The following is a 16,839-nucleotide window of genomic DNA, read 5'->3' as shown; positions in this document are numbered from 1 at the left end:
GCTCAGGCCACCGCGGGCGTCGGGGCGAGACGGTTCAGGACGTCCAGGGCGAGGTTGCGCGCCAGCGGCACTTTGTAGGCGTTGTCCCGCAGGGGTTCGGCGTGGGCGAGTTCGAGGGCCACGGCGCCTTCGAAGGCGTCGGGGCCGGCGGGGGCGCCCAGCAGGGCCAGTTCGGTGTGCCTCGCCCGCCAGGGCCGGTGGGCGAGCCCGCCGAACGCGACGCCCACCTGGTCGACGACGCCGTCCGCGACCCGCAGCACGACGGCCACGGAGGCGAGGGCGAAGGCGTACGACGCCCGGTCGCGGGCCTTGCGGTAGGCGGAGGGGACGCCGGCCGTGGCGGCGGGCAGCAGCACTCCGGTGATCAGTTCGCCGGGACGGATCCAGGTGTCGCGTTCGGGGTGCTCGCCGGGCAGCCGGTAGAAGTCGGCGACGGGTACGCGCCGGCTGCCGTCGGGGCCGTACAGCTCGATCTGCGCGTCGAGGGCGGCGAGCGCGACGGCCATGTCGGACGGGTGGGTGGCGATGCAGCTGTCGGAGTGGCCGAGGACCGCGTGGTCGCGGTGGACGCCGTCGCGGGCGGCGCAGCCGGTGCCAGGCTCCCGCTTGTTGCAGGGTTTGTCGAGGTCCTGGAAGTAGGGGCAGCGGGTGCGCTGGAGCAGGTTGCCGCCCGTGGTGGCGGCGTTGCGCAGCTGGCCCGAGGCGCCGGCCAGCAGGGCCTGGGACAGGACGGGGTAGCGGTCGCGGACGCGGGGGTCGGCGGCGAGGTCGCTGTTGCGGACCGTGGCGCCGGCGCGCAGGGAGCCGTCGGGCAGCTCCTCGACGCGGTCCAGCGGCAGCCGGCCCACGTCGATGAGGGCCGTGGGGCGTTCCACGCCGAGTTTCATCAGGTCGACCAGGTTGGTGCCGCCGGCGAGGTAGTGGGCGCCGGGGTGGGTGGCGTAGGCCTCGACGGCCTCCTGGAGGCTGCCGGGCCTGACGTAGGCGAAGCCGTTCACGGGATCACGTCCTCCACCGCCTCGACGATGCGGGGATAGGCGCCGCACCGGCACAGGTTGCCGCTCATGCGCTCGCGGATCTCGGCCCGGTCCAGCCGGACGGGCCGGCCGGAGGGCGCGTCGGGGTCGGTCACGTGGGAGGGGTGGCCGGCCGCGGCCTCGGCGAGCATGCCGAGGGCGGAGCAGATCTGGCCGGGGGTGCAGTATCCGCACTGGAAGGCGTCCCGGTCGAGGAACGCCCGCTGGAGCGGGTGCGGCTCCTCGCCCTCTCCGCCGAGGCCCTCGACGGTGGTGACCTCGCTGCCGTCGAGGGTGACCGCGAGCAGCAGACAGCTGTTCAGGCGGCGCCCGTCGACCAGGACGGTGCAGGCACCGCACTGGCCGTGGTCGCAGCCCTTCTTGGAGCCCGTGAGGTCCAGGTCCTCGCGCAGCAGGTCCAGCAGGACGCGCCGGTGGTCGACGGACACGGTGTGCGGTTTTCCGTTCACCCGGAGAGTGATCTCCGAGCGGTGGCCGGGCTCGTGTGTGCTGGTCATGGCAGGAATGACCTCCCGACGGACGGTGCTGCCGTGCGTTCCGCGTATCCAGGTCTCGGCGGCTCACACGTCTCAGCCGTCACCGGTGCCGGACGCGGCGAGCCGGTCGGTGACGTCGGCGGTGTCCCGGGCGGGTGGCGCGGTGACGTGGACGTCGGTCCCGTAGTCCGCGAATCGCAGCACGGTCGTGCTGGTCACCTGGGCGTTCTCGTGGCCGGGCGTCCGCTGCTTCAGCGGGTGCAGGGCGAGCCGGACGCTCTCCTGGCGCAGCCTGCCCTGCCCGTCGAGCCACAGGTCGAGGGGCAGGGAGGACTTTCCGACCTGCCGCCGCAGCTCCTGTGCGCGTCCGGCGTCGCCGCGGGTGAGGGCGGAGACGGGTACGGAGACGCGGTAGTGGGTGGTGCGGGTGCCGTCGAGGGTGCTGGTGCCGAGGCGGGTGACGTTCCCGGTGCCCACCCGCTGGAGGTAGCGGACCGGTTCGGCGGGGTCGGTGACCGAGGACCGCCCGGTGGCGCCCTTCCCGGCGAGCCGCCGGAGGTCGATCTTCATCCAGGTCTTTCCGCCGGGTACGGCACCGCGGTCCTTGCCCGACGGCTTCTGGTAGACGACGCCGTCGACCACGCGCTGCTCGACGGTGGTGCCCTGGGAGGTCAGGGTGACCCGGCTGGTGCCGTCCTTCAGGCCGGCCACGCCGCTGCCGTGTGCCGTCAGGGAGCGGCCGTCGGCGACGACCTTGCTGGTGACGGTCATCCGCGCGGTGTCCGCGGCCAGCGTCCTGCGGTAGGCGTCCTGGACCGCGCGGACGGGCGGGGACGCGCTCGGGCCTGTCTGCGCGTCCCCGCCCCCGCCGGAGCCGTCCTCGCTGCCGCAGCCGGTCAGTCCGGCGGCGAGGACGAGGACGGCCGCGGTGCTTGCGATCCGGGTGTTCGACACGGTGGGGTCTCCTGGCGGGTCGGGTCGTTCCGGACGTGACTGACCCGGACCCGGTTTCCCACTCCCGTGCGGCTCACGCCCGCCGGATCACGGGTAGCGGACGAGATTCGCCACGTTCGTACCGGAGTTGGAGGGCCCTCCCGTGGTGTTGACGACATGGCTGATGGTGCCGGTGCCGCCGAGGGAGACGGTCACCATGCTGGTGAAGCGGACGTCGGGCCGGTTCGGTGCCTCGATGGCGCGGGCGGCCGTGACGGACGGGTTGACGTTGAAGTAGCAGTAGCTGCCGAGTCCGTAGGCCTGGTGGCTGGTGACGGAGTCGGCGACCTTGTAGGCGGCGTAGCCCTGGGTGGATCCGTTCATCCAGGCGGACTGGTTCGGCGGGTCGTACGGCATCTCGTTCTGGAAGAAGTAGGTGCGGCCGCCGTTGCCGTTCCAGATCGTCTGGTACTTCTGGAAGTGCTCGACGAACAGCCCGTACATCGTCACGTCGTCGCCGTTGACGACGAGCCCGGTGTCGGCGGTGTTGCTGGTCCAGCCGACGCCGCTGCCGTGGTCGGCGCGCCAGATCCACATGTGGTCGCCGATGACGTCGTCGCTGTTGACGACGAGGCTGGTGGCCGCCTTGCCGACGCCCGCGCCGCCGATGCGGAAGTAGACGTCGTGCAGGGAGGTCGGGTCGGCCGCGTGGGAGGCGGTGGAGCCGGCCGGCCCGACCTCGACGAGGGTCTTCGAGCTGGTGGTGCCGGCGTCGAAGAGCAAGCCCGCGATCTTGACGCCGTCCACGTCGGCGACGGTCATGGCGGTGATGCCGTTGTCCGGGACGAAGGTGGCGAGCCCGAGCCCGAGGACGACCGTGTCGGGGCGGGTCACCTTCAGCGTCCGGTCGAGGTGGTAGACGCCGGGGGTGACCAGCAGGTTCTGTCCGGCGGCGAGGGCCGCGTCGATCTGTGCGGCGGTGGCGCCGGGCTTGACGACGTAGAACTGGCTCAGCGGCAGCGAGGTGCCGGCCGGGCTGCCGCCCGCCCAGCTGGTGGCCGTGGAGTCGGTGCGGGTGGACGGCACGAACACCTGGTACTTCCCCGCGCCGTCGACGTACAGGAACGGCTTCTCCCGGGTGACGGGGCTCCGCGCGACGGTGGTGTACGGCGGGTTGGGGAAGCCGGTGCCCGGGACGCCCTGGCTGCCGACGAAGACCATGTTCCAGTTCGAGCCGGTCCAGCCGCCGAGCTGCGAGTTGCGGGTCAGCCACTGCTGCTGGCTGCCGGAGTCGACCTGCCCGTCGATCCTGCTGTCGGCGAGGTAGCCGCCGGAGGACCAGCCGCCGTCGTCGAGTGCGAGGTTGCCGCGCAGATGCATGCGCCGGTAGGCGGCAGCCTGCGAGACCGCCCAGCGGTCGCCGCCGTTCCTCGGGGTGACGGACAGGTTCTCGGCGCCGCGCCAGAAGTTCTGGGTGGCGTTGCCCTGGAACCAGTCGGCCTCCGCGTGCACGGCTCCGTTCACGTTGACGGCGTCCGGGGTCAGACCGAGGCCGAGGACCTGGGTGTAGAAGCCGACGTTGACGTCCGCGCTGTAGGTGCCGGGCTTGAACAGGACGGCTTGGCGCTGGGAGCCGAACTGGTTGGTCTCCTGCTGCTTGAAGATCGAGTCGAGCCTGCTCTGGATGGTGGCCGCGGACATCGACGGGTCGAACAGGGCCACGTTGGGACCGAGGTCGGGGTCGTCGGAGTTCTGGGTCACCGGGGTCACCTGGAAGCGCTGGGCGGCGGTGCCGTTGCAGGTGTACTGGACGAACTGCACGCTGTCGGCGGTGGACGCGGCGGGGTCGTCCAGGCACTTGCCGCTGTTGCGGTTGACGAAGTGGAAGGCGCCGCCGCCGTCGTCCACGGGCAGCCACTGCTGGTTGGCGCCGCCGCCGTAACTCCACAGGTGCACTTGGGCGTTGTCGGCGGTGGAGACGTCGGAGACGTCCACGACCTGGCCGGTGTCGTTGCGGTTGTCGATGCGGACGTAGCCGTCGCTCGTGGCGGTGAGGCGCCACTGCTGGGCCGTGGTGCCGTTGCACGCGTACTGCTGCACGGCGGTGCCGTTGGCGGTGGCGGCGGCGCGGGCGTCGAGACACTTGCCGCTCGCGGCGTTCACGACGGTGACGAATCCGGTGGGAAGGGCGGCGGCCCGGGCGGGCGCCGGAGCGCCGGTCAGCAGGGCGGCTGCCGCCGCGGTGACCAGCGCGGCCGCGGTGGCACCGCGGCGGCGGGAGGGGCGAGGCACGGGGGTCTCCTGGGGGGACGGGGTCAGCCGGTGTAGCCGGCGAAGACGCGGGTGTAGTCCCAGGCGGACTGGGAGACGCCGGAGCAACTGTCGGCGGGGCCGCCGGTGCACGGACGGTCGCGGTTGGCGGACCAGAAGGTGAGCCGGGCCAGGTGGTGCTGCTGGGCGTAGGCCAGGATGGTCCGGAAGTCGTTCACCGTGACGGTCTCGTTGTCGTCGGTGACGCCGTTCATGGACGAGATGCCCATGTCCCGGTAGGCCTGGTCGTCGCTGTAGTGGTAGGCGTTCTTCAGCGCGTTCTTCAGCCCTTCGGCGGCCCGCGTGGTGAGGTTGCCCATGTTCTGTCCGGCGCCGCCGAAGTCGAACGGCATGATGGCCCAGGCGTCGACGGTCAGCCCGGAGGCGGCGGCCCGGTCGATGAGGCCGGTGTCGGGGCCGCTCTGCCCGGTGCCGATGGTGATGTACACCTTCAGACCGGGGTTGTTCGCCTTCACGGTCTTCAGCGCGTCCACGGTCCGCTGCTGCACGGTGGGGTTGCCGTAGGCGTCGGCCTCCAGGTCGATGTCGATGGCCTTCAGTCCGTACGCGTCGACGACCTTCTGGTAGGCGGCGGCGAGTTCGCCCGCGCTGGAGCAGGAGCTCTCCAGCTTGTTGCCGCTGTATCCGCCGAAGGACGGGATGACGTCACCGCCGTTCGCCCGCACCGTGGTGACCGTCTGCTGGTCCACCCCGCCGGTCAGCGGGCGGCTGCCGTCCCACTGCGGGTTGCAGTAGCCGTTGCTGAGCACGAAGGCGAGGGTGAACCACTTCACGCCCGTGGCCCGGGTGATGGTCGTGGGGCTCGGCGGGCTGCCCCAGCCGTTGTACAGGTACGGCGCGACGGCCATCGGCGCGGACGGGGTGGTGCCGCCGCCCGCCGCGGGGGCGTTCCACTTCTGGTTGGCGCCGCCGCCGCAGCTCCAGATCTGGACGCGGGTGCCGTTCGCGGAGCTGTTGCCGGTGACGTCCAGGCACTTGTCCGCCTGCGGGTTGACGATGTCGTGGGCGGCGGTGACGGTCCACTTCTGGTTCGGGCCGCCGGTACACGACCACAGCTGCGCCTTGGCCCCGTCGGCGGTCGAATTGCCGGTGACGTCGAGGCACTTGCCGAGGGCGCGGATCGTGCCGTCGCTGCCGACGGTCCACTGCTGGGCGCCGGTGCCGTTGCAGTCGTAGAGCTGGACGGGCGTGCCGTCGGCGGAGCTCGCGCCCGCGACGTCCAGGCACTTGCCGGCCAGGCCGGTGACGGCACCGGTGGCGGCCTGGGCGGGAGCGGCGGCGAACAGCCCCGCCGAGAGGGTCAGGACGGCGAGCGATGCCGCCGCCGGGAGAGTTCTGGCCATGCGCGGGTACGGCCTTTCGCGTGGGGGGCGACGGATGCGGCAGGCAACTCCCCTCGGGTGAAGGGGAGTTGCCTGCCGTCCATAGGCTTTGATTAAGGCGTGAAACTAAAGGTACGGACCACTGCCGTCAAGAGCCCCGGCAACAAAGCCACCGCACCCGGTGAAGCCCCCCGCCTCACACCACCGGCACCTCAGCCACCGCCGGTCCCTCCGGGTCCCGTTCCGTGAACTGGGTGCGGTGCAGTTCCGCGTAGCGGCCGTCCGCCGCCAGCAGCTCCTCGTGCGTGCCCTGTTCGACGATCCGTCCGGCCTCCACGACCAGGATGCGGTCGGCGGACCGGACCGTGGAGAGGCGGTGGGCGATCACCACGGCGGTGCGGCCCTCCAGGGCCTCGGCGAGCGCTTCCTGGACGGCCGCCTCGGAGGTGTTGTCCAGGTGGGCGGTGGCCTCGTCGAGGATGACCACGCGCTGGCGGGCCAGCAGCAGCCGGGCGATGGTCATGCGCTGGCGCTCACCGCCCGAGAGCCGGTAGCCGCGCTCGCCGACGACGGTGTCCAGGCCGTCGGGCAGGGACCGTACGACCTCATCCAGGCGGGCGCGGCCCAGCGCGTCCCACAGTTCCCCGTCGGTGGCGCCCGGTTGGGCCAGCAGCAGGTTGGCGCGGACGGTGTCGTGGAAGAGGTGGCCGTCCTGGGTGACCATGCCGAGGGTGGCCCGCAGGGACGCGGCGGTCACGTCGCGCACGTCCACCCCGCCGATGCGGACGGCGCCCGCGTCGACGTCGTACAGGCGCGGCAGCAGCTGCGCGATGGTGGACTTCCCGGCGCCCGAGGAGCCGACCAGGGCGACGGTGTGGCCGGGTTCGGCGCGGAAGGAGATGCCGTGCAGGACCTCGGAGCCGCCGCGGCTGTCGAGGGTGGCGACCTCCTCCAGGGAGGCGAGGGAGACCTGGTCGGCGGCCGGGTAGGAGAAGCGGACGTTCTCGAACTCGACGGCGACCGGGCCGGCGGGTACCTCGCGGGCGTCCGGCTTCTCCTCGATGAGCGGTTTCAGGTCCAGCACCTCGAAGACCCGCTCGAAGCTGACGAGGGCGCTCATCACCTCGACCCGGGCCCCGGCGAGCGCGGTCAGCGGGGCGTAGAGCCGGGTCAGCAGCAGGGCGAGGGACACCACGGCGCCCGCCTCCAGGGTGCCGCGCAGCGCGAACCAGCCGCCGAGGCCGTAGACGAGGGCGAGGGCGAGTGCGGAGACCAGGGTGAGGGAGGTGATGAAGACCGACTGGGCGGTCGCGGTACGCACCCCGATGTCCCGCACCCGGGCGGCCCGGGCGGCGAACTCCGCGGACTCCTCCTCCGGCCGCCCGAACAGCTTGACCAGCGTGGCGCCGGGGGCGGAGAACCGCTCGGTCATGCGGGTGCCCATGGCCGCGTTGAGCGCGGCGGCCTCCCGCTGCATCCGGGCCATCCGGCTGCCCATGCGCCGGGCGGGGAGCACGAACACCGGCAGCAGGACCAGCGCGAGCAGGGTGATCTGCCAGGACAGGGTGAGCATCACGGCGAGGGTGAGCACCAGGGTGACGAGGTTGCTGACGACGCCGGAGAGGGTGTTGGCGAAGGCCCGCTGGGCGCCGATCACGTCGTTGTTGAGACGACTGACCAGCGCTCCCGTACGCGTACGTGTGAAGAACGCGACGGGCATGCGCTGCACATGATCGAACACAGCCGTGCGGAGGTCGAGGATGAGCCCCTCCCCGAGCGTCGCCGACAGGCGGCGGCCGAGGATGCCGAGTCCGGCCTCGGCGAGGGCGACGACCGCGATCAGCAGGGACAGCCGGACGATCCTGCCGGAGTCGTGCCCCGCCACGATCGCGTCGACGACATGGCCGGCGAGTACGGGGGTGGCCACGGCGAGCAGTGCGGTCACCACCCCGAGCATGACGAACCGGACGATGCCGGCGCGGTGTGGGCGGGCGAAGGCGGCGATGCGGCGCAGGGTGGCGCGGGCGAGGGGACGGCGGTCCGCCTGCGCGTTCATCACGCTGTGCAGCTGCGTCCATGCGGTGGTCTCCATGCTCATGGAAGAGAACGTAGAACCTCAACCATCGTTGAGGTCAATGTCCGCGCCGTTTCACCCCTGCCGGCGTCCCCTCGACCGAAGGCCCCGATGACCGCAGCCTGTAAGCCGCCGTCCCCGATTCCGCCACCCGCCGTTGGGACGGCGGGGAAAACCTCTGGGGATGTGACAGCCGTCCCGCTCCCCCCGCTCTCCGGTGGACGACTCCCCCGTCGCGTCCCCGTCCGCCAGGTGCTGTGCCTGGTCCCGCTCGTGCTCGTCGCCGTGGCGGCCGTACGGCACCGTTCGGTGCTCGCCGAGGGCTTCGGGCAGCTGCGCGCCGCGTCCTGGCCGTGGCTGCTCGCCGCGGCCGCCGCGACCTGCCTGACCTGGGTGGCCGCCGCGTTCACCCGGCAGGGTGCGGTGGTGCAGCCGCTGCCGAAGGGCCGGCTGCTGGCCACTCAGTTCGCGGCGGGCGCCGCCAACCATCTGCTGCCCACCGGGCTCGGGGCGGGCGCCGTGAACCTTCGGTTCATGACCGTGTGCGGGGTGCCGCTGGCCCGTTCCTCGGCCGCCCTCGCGCTGTACCTGATGGCCGAGTGCGTGGGCCGGCTCGGTCTGCTGGCCGTACTGCTGGTCGCCTTCCCGGACGCGTTGCGGCTCGGCACGCTGCTGCCCGACGGCTCGCTGCTCCCGCTGCTGCTGGGCGTCGCCGGCCTGCTGGTCGCGGCGGCGGCCGTCGTACTGCTGGTACGACGGCTGCGCACCCGGCTGGCCGCGTTCGCGCGAGAAGCCCTCGGCGAGGCGAGGTCGGTGCACACGCGTCCGGCGCGCGCCCTGGCCCTGTGGGGCGGCTCGCTGGCCTTCCCGGCGCTCCAGGCGCCGGTCTCGCCGCCGTCGGCCAGGCGCTGCGGCTGCCGGTGCCGCCCGCGCACATGGCGCTGGCGTACCTCGCGGCCACGGTCGCGGTCGCCATGGTGCCCACGCCGGGCGGGCTGGGTTCGGTCGAGGCGGCGCTGATCGTGGCGCTGGTCGCGGTCGGCGGCCCCGCCGCGGTCGCCACGGCGGTGGTGCTGGCCTACCGGATCATCACGGTGTGGGTGCCGCTGGTGCCGGGGGCACTGACGCTGGGCGCGCTGGTGCGGCTGAAGGTCATCTGAGACTCCCGCCGACCGGCACTTGCTGAGAAGCTACCGGCAGGTCACCAGCGCCGGCGGTCCGTTCGGGGACCCCGGGACCGCCCGAGGAGGTCGCCGCATGCCGGTCCGGATCGAACGGCGGGAGTACGTCACCACGGTCGTCCTCTCCCGGCCCGAGGCACGCAACGCGGTGGACGGCCCGACGGCCGTCGAACTCGCCGACGCCTTCCGCGCCTTCGAGGAGGACGACGGCGCCCGGGTGGCGGTGCTGTGGGGCGAGGGCGGCACGTTCTGCGCGGGTGCCGACCTGAAGGCGATCGGCACGGAGCGCGGCAACCGGGTCGCCGAGGACGGTGACGGACCGATGGGCCCGACCCGGATGCGGCTGTCGAAACCGGTGGTCGCCGCCGTCGCGGGGCACGCGGTCGCGGGCGGTCTGGAACTCGCCCTCTGGTGCGATCTGCGGGTCGCGGAGGAGGACGCGGTGTTCGGGGTGTACTGCCGCCGGTGGGGCGTTCCGCTGATCGACGGCGGTACGGTACGGCTGCCCCGGCTCATCGGCACCAGCCGGGCCATGGACATGATCCTCACCGGCCGGCCGGTACCGGCCCGCGAGGCCTACGAGACGGGGCTCGCCAACCGGCTGGTGCCGACCGGGAGCGCCCGCGCCGAGGCGGAGGCGCTCGCGGCGGAGATCGCCCGGTTCCCGCAGGCCTGCCTGCGCAGTGACCGCCGGTCGGTCCTGGAGCAGGAGGGGCTGACGGAGGAGGCGGCCCTGCGCGGCGAGCTCCGGCACGGCACGGGGCTGCTGGCGCAGAGCACGGAGGGCGCGGCCCGGTTCGCCTCGGGCGCGGGCCGCCACGGCTCGTTCACGGACGGGTGAGCCGCGGCTCGGGGGCGGCTGGGGGGGCGGCTCGGCCGCCGTCCGGTGCGCCCCCGGGATCCGCGGCCCGCAGCCCTTCGCACCCCCCGGAAAAACACGATTCCGGCCACCGGACCCCTTGTTGTTCAATGACCGGATGACGCCCGACACTCCGACCCTCCACGCGTCCGCACACGGCCTCGGTCTGCGCCTGCGCCGATGGGACGCCGCCGTCGAGACCGATGTCGAGACGTTCCTCCGCGGCTGTTCCGACCCGGAATTCCGGCGCTGGAACACCCCGCTGCGCCCGATCGGCGATCTCGCGGCCGCCCGCGCGACCCTGCGGAGCAAGACCGAGGCGGCCGAGGCCGGAACCGGTGCCGCGTTCTGCGTGGCGGACGCGGACACCGGTACGGCACTCGGGCACATCGGCGTCAGCCGGATCGACCACGCGATGCGGTCGGCCTCCGTCGGCTACTGGGTGCTGCCGGAGGCGCGCGGCCGGGGTGTCGCGGCGCGCGCCCTCACGCTGGCCGCCCGCTGGGTGTTCACCGATCTGCGCCTGCATCGCCTGGAGCTCGACCACGCGGTCGGCCACGAGGTGTCGTGCAAGGTCGCCGAACGGTGCGGATTCCGCTACGAGGGGACGCTGCGCGGGGCGATGTGGGAGGAGGGTCGCCGTGACGCCTTCCGCGACTGCCACCTCCACGCCCGTCTCGCGACGGACCCGGAGCCGTGGCGGGCGCGGGAGTAGGTGTCGCGTCCTCCGCGGTGCGGCGTTGGCCCCTCCTCAGGCACCGGTCCGGCCGGGCCCCCTCAAGCCCGCTCCGGCGGTGCCGACGCGGCCAGGAAGGCCAGGACGGCCGCCGCCACCCGGGCGCCCTCGCTCGCCGCCGCACCGGCGCGTGCCGCCGGGTGCAGGAGGGTGCCGGCGGCGAACACTCCGGGGCGCGAGGTGTGCAGGGAGCCGTCGACGGCCGGGCCGCGGGTGCCGGGGTCCAGGGCGAGACCGCCGCGGCGGGCCAGTTCGTGCTCGGGGACGAAGTCGCCGGTGAACACCACGGTGTCGCAGGGCAGTACGGCGCCGCGCCCGTCACCGTGGCGGACGCGCACGCCGGACAGGCGCCCGCGGCCCAGGAGTTCGGTCACGGTGGTCTCCGTCAGCAGCGGAACACCGTGGCGCAGCAGGGCCGACCGGGCGCGGGTACGGCTCGTCCGGACGCGCGGGTGTTCCGTGACCAGGGCGACGACCTGGGCGCCGGCCGCGCGCACGGTGTCGGCCGCCGCGTAGGACACGTCCTCGGCACCGACCACGACCGCACGGCTGCCGATGTGCTGCCCGAACAGGTGCACCGCCTGCTGGAGTTCACCGGTGGTGCAGACCCCGGCGGGCCGGGTGCCGGGCACCAGCCGGGCGGCACGGGGGCGCTCACGGGCACCGGTGGCCAGGATCACCGCCCGTGCCTCGACCGTCTCGGGGCCGCCTGGACCGACCGTGCACAGCACCGGTCCCGCACTCCCCCAGTCCAGCGCCGAGACCCCGGTCCGTACGGCGGCGCCGGCCCGTTCGGCCGCCTCCGCCAGCAGGCGGGCGTACCGGGGACCGGTCAGCGGGCGGAGCCAGGTGCCGAAGCCGCCGTGGACGCAGTAGCGGGGGACTCCCCCGGGCCGGGCCTCCCGCTCCAGTACCTCCACCCGCCCGGCCCCGGCGGCGGCCAGCCGTGCGGCGGCCGTGAGTCCCGCCGGCCCGGCGCCGACCACGAGGACGTCGACGCGCCGGGGCACCGCCAGGGATCGTGCGGGCACGGTCACAGTAATGACGCCCTGAACGGCATCGCTCGCTGACGCCCTCTCCTCCCCGGCCGCCGCGCCCCCGGCGGTACCGACCTCCCTGGCCCGCTCTTCGCCCCTGGCCACGGGCTCCGCCTCAAGGCCCGCCCCGATCCCGGTGGCACCGGCCACTACGGCCCCACCGTTGCCGCCAACCACGGGCTCCATCTCAACTCCCGCCACGCTCCTCGCGGCATCGCCCCCTACGGCCCCACCCTCACCACCGGCCACGGACTCCGTCCGACCGCACACCTCGGCCACGTCCCCCTCGCTCGCTACGGCCCCGCGCCCGACGCCCGCCACGGACCCCGAGCCGTCGCCAGCCGACGCCCCCGGCTCACCGCCCGCCACGGACCCGACGTCACCGCTCGTCGGGGGTCCGGCCCCGTCGGCCGCCATGTCTCGCGTACCGGCGTTCCCGACCGAGGCGGCGCCCACCGGCCCGGCGGGAGCGGCCGCCGCCTGTCCGGCCGTATCGCCGGTCACGGCATCCGCACCGGACCGCGCGTCACCCCCCGTCATGGGGCACACCCCGCACCCGTTCCCCGTTCGAACAGTTCGCGCACCGCGGCCCCGCAGTAGTGCCCCTGGCAGTGGCCCGCCCGGGCGCGGGTGCGGCGGCGCAGGCCCTCCAGGGTGCGCGGCGGGATCGTGGCGGCGAGGGCGTCGCGGATCTCGCCGCGGGAGACGCGTTCGCAGTGGCAGACGACGACGCCGTACTCCGGGTCCGAGGCGACGAGTTCGGGCCGCAGGCAGGGGCGTGGGACGGCCCGGCCGAGGTGAGGCATGGTGACCGGGTCCGGTGCGCGGACCGGTCCGGGGTCGAGGCCGCAGTCGCCCAGCAGACCGGCGACGTGGGCGGCGATCGCCAGGGAGGCGGTCAGGCCGGTGGAGCGGATGCCGCCGACGGTGACGTACGCCTGCCCGGGATGCGCGGTGATCCGGTAGTCCTCGTGCCCGGTGGCCGCGCGCAGCCCGGCGTAGACGGCGGTGACCTCCTCGTCGAGCAGGGCGGGCAGGATGCGGCGGCCCATCTCCCGGAGCCGGGCGAGCCCTTCGGCGGTCGACTCGGTGGCCCGTCGGTCGGACAGGTCCTCGGCGGTGGGCCCGAGCAGGACGTTGCCGTGGACGGTGGGGGCGACGAGGACGCCCTTGCCGAGCGCGGTCGGCACCGGCAGCAGGATGTGCCGGACGAGCGGGCGGGCGAACCTGTCGTAGACGAGGAGCTGGCCGCGGCGCGGGGTGACGGTGAAGTCCTCGTGGCCGAGGAGGCGGTCCAGGGTGTCGGCGTGCAGACCGGCCGCGTTGACCAGGTACCGGGTGCGCAGGACGCCCCGGGTGGTGATCAGGCGGTGGCCGTCGGCCGTCCGTTCCACCTTCCGCACGGCGGTGCCGAGGTGCAGGTCGGTGCCGGCCCGGACCGCCTGGGTCGCGTACGCCAGGGTCGTCGTCCACGGGCAGATGACGCTCTCCCGGGGGACGAGCAGCGCGCCGAGCGCACCGGCGCCGAGGTGGGGTTCGCGGGCGTACAGCTCCGCGGAGGTCAGCAGGCGGGTGTCGGTGCAGGCGTTGCGCTCGGCCTTCGCGGCCAGCCGGGGCAGGGCGGCCAGTTGCTCCTCGTCCCACGCGACCAGCAGGGCGCCGGTCCGCTCGACGGGGATGCCGGACTCGGCCGCGTAGGCACCGAGCAGCCGGTGGCCCTCGCGGACCAGCCGGGCCTCCAGGGTGCCGGGGGTCGCGTCGAACCCGGTGTGCAGGATGGCCGTGTTGGCCTTGGAGGTGCCCTGGCCGACGTCGTCCTGCGCCTCCACGAGGGCGACGCGCAGCCGAGGGTGGTGGGCGAGCCGGCGGGCGACGGCGCAGCCGACGACTCCGGCGCCGACGATCGCGACGTCGTAGGTGTGCGTGGGCAGCGGTCCTTCCGCGGTGACCGTCACGAGCACCTCGCCGGTACGACGACTGTCACGAGCACCTCACCGGTACGACGACTGTCACGAGCACCTCACCGGCACGAGCCTCGCGCTTCACGTGTCTCTCACCGTCACGTGTCTCTCGCCGTCACGAGCCGAGCAGGGCGGCCACGGCCGTGCGGAATCCGGCCCGGCGTTCGGCGGCCAGGTCCGCCGGGATGCGCGGCTCGTACACGGCGGCGGGCTTCGGGTCGGGCAGGGCGTCCTCTACGGCGAGGGCGGGGTCCGCGCCGAGCCGGGCGAGGGCGGCGGCGCCGAGCGCGGTGGCGTCGGGCAGAGCGGACACCTCGACGGGGCGTTGCAGCAGGTCGGCCTGGGTCTGCATGAGCAGGGCCGAGCGGGTCAGGCCGCCGTCCACACGGAGCAGGTCCAGGGGTGCGCCGAGGTCGGTCGCGGCGGCCTCGGCGAGTTCGGCGACCTGGGCGGCGATGCCCTCGCACAGGGCGCGCACCAGGTGCCCCGGAGTGGTGTCGAGCCCCAGTCCGGTGAGGGAGCCGCGCAGGTCGCCGCGCCACCAGGGCGCGGCGAGTCCGGCGAGCGCGGGGACGAAGGTGACGCCGCCGCTGTCCGGGACGGTGCCGCCGACCGGGTCGAGGTCGGCGGCCGAGGAGAGCACGCCGAGGTCGGTGAGCCAGCGGACGGCGGACGCGGCGGTGTACACCTGGCCGTCGAGGCAGTAGCTGGTGCGTCCGGCGAGCCGCCAGGCGACGCAGCTGACCAGTCCGGAGGTGCCGCGCCGGGGGGCCTCGCCGGTGTGGGCGAGCAGGAACGCGCCGGTGCCGTACGTGCACTTGGCGGTGCCGGGGGCGGTGACGCGCTGGGCGAGCAGGGCGGCCTGCTGGTCGACGATCAGGCCGGTGAGCGGGATCTCGGGGCCGAACGCCGTGGTGGTGCCGACCGGTCCGGCGGCGTCGGTCACGTCGGGGAACCGTTCTCCGGCCAGGCCGTAGAGGTCGAGGGCGCGCGGGGACCACTCGGCGCGGTCCAGGTCGAGGAGCTGGGTGCGGCCCGCGGTGGCGGCATCGGTGGCCCAGGCGCCGGTGAGACGGTGGACGAGCCAGGCGTCGGAGGTGGTGACCACTCCCTCGCGGGTGAGGTGGCGGCGGATCCAGGCCATCTTCGGCGCGGCGAAGTACGGGTCGAGGGGCAGGCCGGTCAGGTGCCGCAACTCGTCGGCGTGATCACGGAGTTCGTCGCAGACGCTCTCGGCGCGGCGGTCCTGCCACACCAGGGCGTCGGTCAGCGGGCGTCCGGTGGCCGGGTCCCAGGCGAGGACGGTCTCGCCCTGGTTGGCCAGGCCCAGCGCGACGACGTCCTCCCCGGCCTCGGCCAGCGCGCTGCGGCCCGCGTCGACGACCGAGTCGTACAGCTGGACCGGGTCCACCTCGACCAGGCCGCCGGGCAGGTGACGGGGGCGCACTTCGGCGAAGCCGGTGCCGAGGACGCCGCGTTCCGGGCAGACCACCAGGGCCTTGGTGCCGGAGGTGCCCTGGTCGACGGCGAGCACCGGACCCGTCATCGCTCCCTCTCCCGTACGCCGGTCTGGAAGATCACCGCGTCAGCCTGCCGTCTCGCCGCGTCCCGCGTCAAGGGAGTCCGGACGCGGGTCAACTGGCGTGCTTGAAAGTTGAGTTGACAACAATGGCCCCTGCGGAACCTCCGCCTCTATAGTGACCGCCGACCACCACGCGACACTTCGATCACCGCCCAGGGGAGGGCTGTTGCTACGTCACCCCGCCACCTCGCCCGTGCGCCAGTGGCAGGGGGCCGACGGCTGATGGCCAGAGAAGGAGTCCGCCCCTCCTACGACCCCGCCGGCCCCGACAACGCCCTGCGCGGCGCACTCCAGGACTTGCGCACCGGACGCTGGATGGCCATGCGGACCCTGCTCGCGGACACCGCGCAGGGATGGCAGTGGACCCAGCGCACCCAGGTCCTCGCGGCGGCCGCCGCCGGTACCGACGTGGTGCGGGCCTGGCTCACCGAGGAGCCGGGCAGCGTCCACGCGGCGGTGATGCACGGCCGGGTCTCGGTGGAGCGGGCCCTGCGGGCGCAGCGCGAACGGCACCGCCGTACCCACGAGTTGTGGATCGAGGCGTGGGACGCGGCCCAGTCCGCCTCCCGCACCGCCCCGCAGGACCCGGTGCCCTGGGTGTGCCTGCTGGCGCTGGCCCAGCTCGACCCGGAACAGCGCTGGGAGGAGCACCGGGCCGCCGCACCCGAGCCGATGCTGCCCCCGGGGCCCTGGGGGCTGCTGGCCGAGGCCGGCAAGCGCGACCCGTACAACCGCGAGGCGTACCACCGGATGCTGCAGTTCCTCTACGCGCGTGGCGGCACCGGCCGGCTCGCGGAGGCCGCCGCCTTCGCGCAGTGGGCGACCGGGCAGGCACCGCCCGGCTCCGCGCTGCATCTGCTGCCCCTGTACGTCCGCGTGGAGCGCTACCGCCGGGAGGGCGGGCACGACGCGGCCCTGGACCTGCACTGGGTGGCGGAGGAGGCGGCCCGCGAGTCGCGGCGCGCCCTGGAGTCCTGGTTCGCGCACACCCGGGCCGCCGAACGCTCGCCGCTGGACCTCAACCACCTGGCCCACGCGCTGTGGGGCTCCTTGCAGTTCCTCGACGCGGCGCGGGTGTTCGAGGAGATCGGCCCGTACTTCACTCCCCCGCCCTGGGTGCACCGCACGCCCGGCCGCGACCGCGCCGTCGACGTCTTCGTACAGGCCCGGGACCGCTGCCGGGCCGCCGCCGACGGCTCCGCGCCGCGCCACTGAACGCTCATCTCTCGCCACTGAACGCTCACCTCACGCCACCGAACGCTCGCCCCGCGCCGCTGGACGCTCCACCCGACCGAACGCTCCACCCCGTC

At 74.0% G+C, this 16,839-nt stretch carries 11 protein-coding genes and 2 pseudogenes; 4 read left to right on the top strand and 9 right to left on the bottom strand.

All coding sequences use genetic code 11. The annotated features are described in order from the left end of the window. Positions 1-2 precede the first annotated feature (2 nt). From N8I86_RS32085 to N8I86_RS32060, 6 genes are all read right to left on the bottom strand, one after another. Positions 3-998 (bottom strand): FAD binding domain-containing protein, encoded by a 996-nt coding sequence (locus N8I86_RS32085; RefSeq protein ID WP_123440440.1) that lies wholly within the window; start codon positions 996-998, stop codon positions 3-5. Then, positions 995-1,534, bottom strand: coding sequence for a 2Fe-2S iron-sulfur cluster-binding protein (locus N8I86_RS32080; protein WP_073891252.1), 540 nt, complete (start codon positions 1,532-1,534; stop codon positions 995-997). Before N8I86_RS32080 ends, N8I86_RS32085 begins: the two co-directional genes overlap by 4 nt. Positions 1,535-1,606: 72 nt before the next feature. Next, positions 1,607-2,467 carry an SCO4651 family lipoprotein gene (locus N8I86_RS32075; protein ID WP_263279339.1) on the bottom strand — a complete coding sequence of 287 codons (861 nt, stop codon included), beginning with the start codon at positions 2,465-2,467 and terminating at the stop codon, positions 1,607-1,609. An 87-nt stretch (positions 2,468-2,554) separates the two neighbouring features. Beyond that, on the bottom strand, positions 2,555-4,738 hold the full coding sequence (locus N8I86_RS32070; protein ID WP_263279338.1) for an RICIN domain-containing protein: 2,184 nt from the start codon (positions 4,736-4,738) through the stop codon (positions 2,555-2,557). 23 nt (positions 4,739-4,761) lie between these two features. Next, positions 4,762-6,120, bottom strand: a complete 1,359-nt coding sequence (locus N8I86_RS32065; RefSeq protein WP_263279337.1) for a lectin — start codon at positions 6,118-6,120, stop codon at positions 4,762-4,764. Between the two features lie 175 nt (positions 6,121-6,295). Next, positions 6,296-8,191 carry an ABC transporter ATP-binding protein gene (locus N8I86_RS32060; protein WP_263280184.1) on the bottom strand — a complete coding sequence of 632 codons (1,896 nt, stop codon included), beginning with the start codon at positions 8,189-8,191 and terminating at the stop codon, positions 6,296-6,298. 168 nt (positions 8,192-8,359) lie between these two features. Here N8I86_RS32060 and N8I86_RS39105 point away from each other — a divergent pair. From N8I86_RS39105 to N8I86_RS32040, 3 genes and pseudogenes are all read left to right on the top strand, one after another. Beyond that, positions 8,360-9,333, top strand: a pseudogene (locus N8I86_RS39105) (lysylphosphatidylglycerol synthase transmembrane domain-containing protein). Positions 9,334-9,430: 97 nt separating this feature from the next. Further along, entirely contained in the window at positions 9,431-10,195 is a 765-nt protein-coding gene (locus tag N8I86_RS32045) for a crotonase/enoyl-CoA hydratase family protein (protein ID WP_263279336.1), read from the top strand. Between the two features lie 136 nt (positions 10,196-10,331). Beyond that, the gene (locus tag N8I86_RS32040) at positions 10,332-10,928 is read left to right on the top strand and encodes a GNAT family N-acetyltransferase (RefSeq protein WP_263279335.1); all 597 of its coding nucleotides are present in this window, start codon (positions 10,332-10,334) and stop codon (positions 10,926-10,928) included. A gap of 74 nt (positions 10,929-11,002) precedes the next feature. On the opposite strand, the pseudogene N8I86_RS32035 reads toward N8I86_RS32040, so the two are convergent. From N8I86_RS32035 to N8I86_RS32025, 3 genes and pseudogenes are all read right to left on the bottom strand, one after another. Continuing rightward, a pseudogene (locus N8I86_RS32035) lies at positions 11,003-11,965 on the bottom strand (NAD(P)/FAD-dependent oxidoreductase); the annotation flags it as partial. A gap of 557 nt (positions 11,966-12,522) precedes the next feature. Continuing rightward, entirely contained in the window at positions 12,523-13,941 is a 1,419-nt protein-coding gene (locus N8I86_RS32030) for an NAD(P)/FAD-dependent oxidoreductase (protein ID WP_263279334.1), read from the bottom strand. Positions 13,942-14,062: 121 nt separating this feature from the next. After that, positions 14,063-15,493 carry an FGGY family carbohydrate kinase gene (locus N8I86_RS32025; RefSeq protein WP_263279333.1) on the bottom strand — a complete coding sequence of 477 codons (1,431 nt, stop codon included), beginning with the start codon at positions 15,491-15,493 and terminating at the stop codon, positions 14,063-14,065. 258 nt (positions 15,494-15,751) lie between these two features. On the opposite strand from N8I86_RS32025, the gene N8I86_RS32020 reads away from it, so the two are divergent. Continuing rightward, positions 15,752-16,744, top strand: coding sequence for a hypothetical protein (locus N8I86_RS32020; protein WP_263279332.1), 993 nt, complete (start codon positions 15,752-15,754; stop codon positions 16,742-16,744). Positions 16,745-16,839: the final 95 nt, after the last annotated feature.

The sequence above is a fragment of the Streptomyces albidicamelliae genome (assembly GCF_025642175.1).
Classification (GTDB): Bacteria; Actinomycetota; Actinomycetes; order Streptomycetales; family Streptomycetaceae; genus Streptomyces; species Streptomyces albidocamelliae.
The sequence above is the reverse complement of the archived record's forward strand: the minus strand, read 5'-3'. Positions and strand labels throughout refer to the sequence as shown.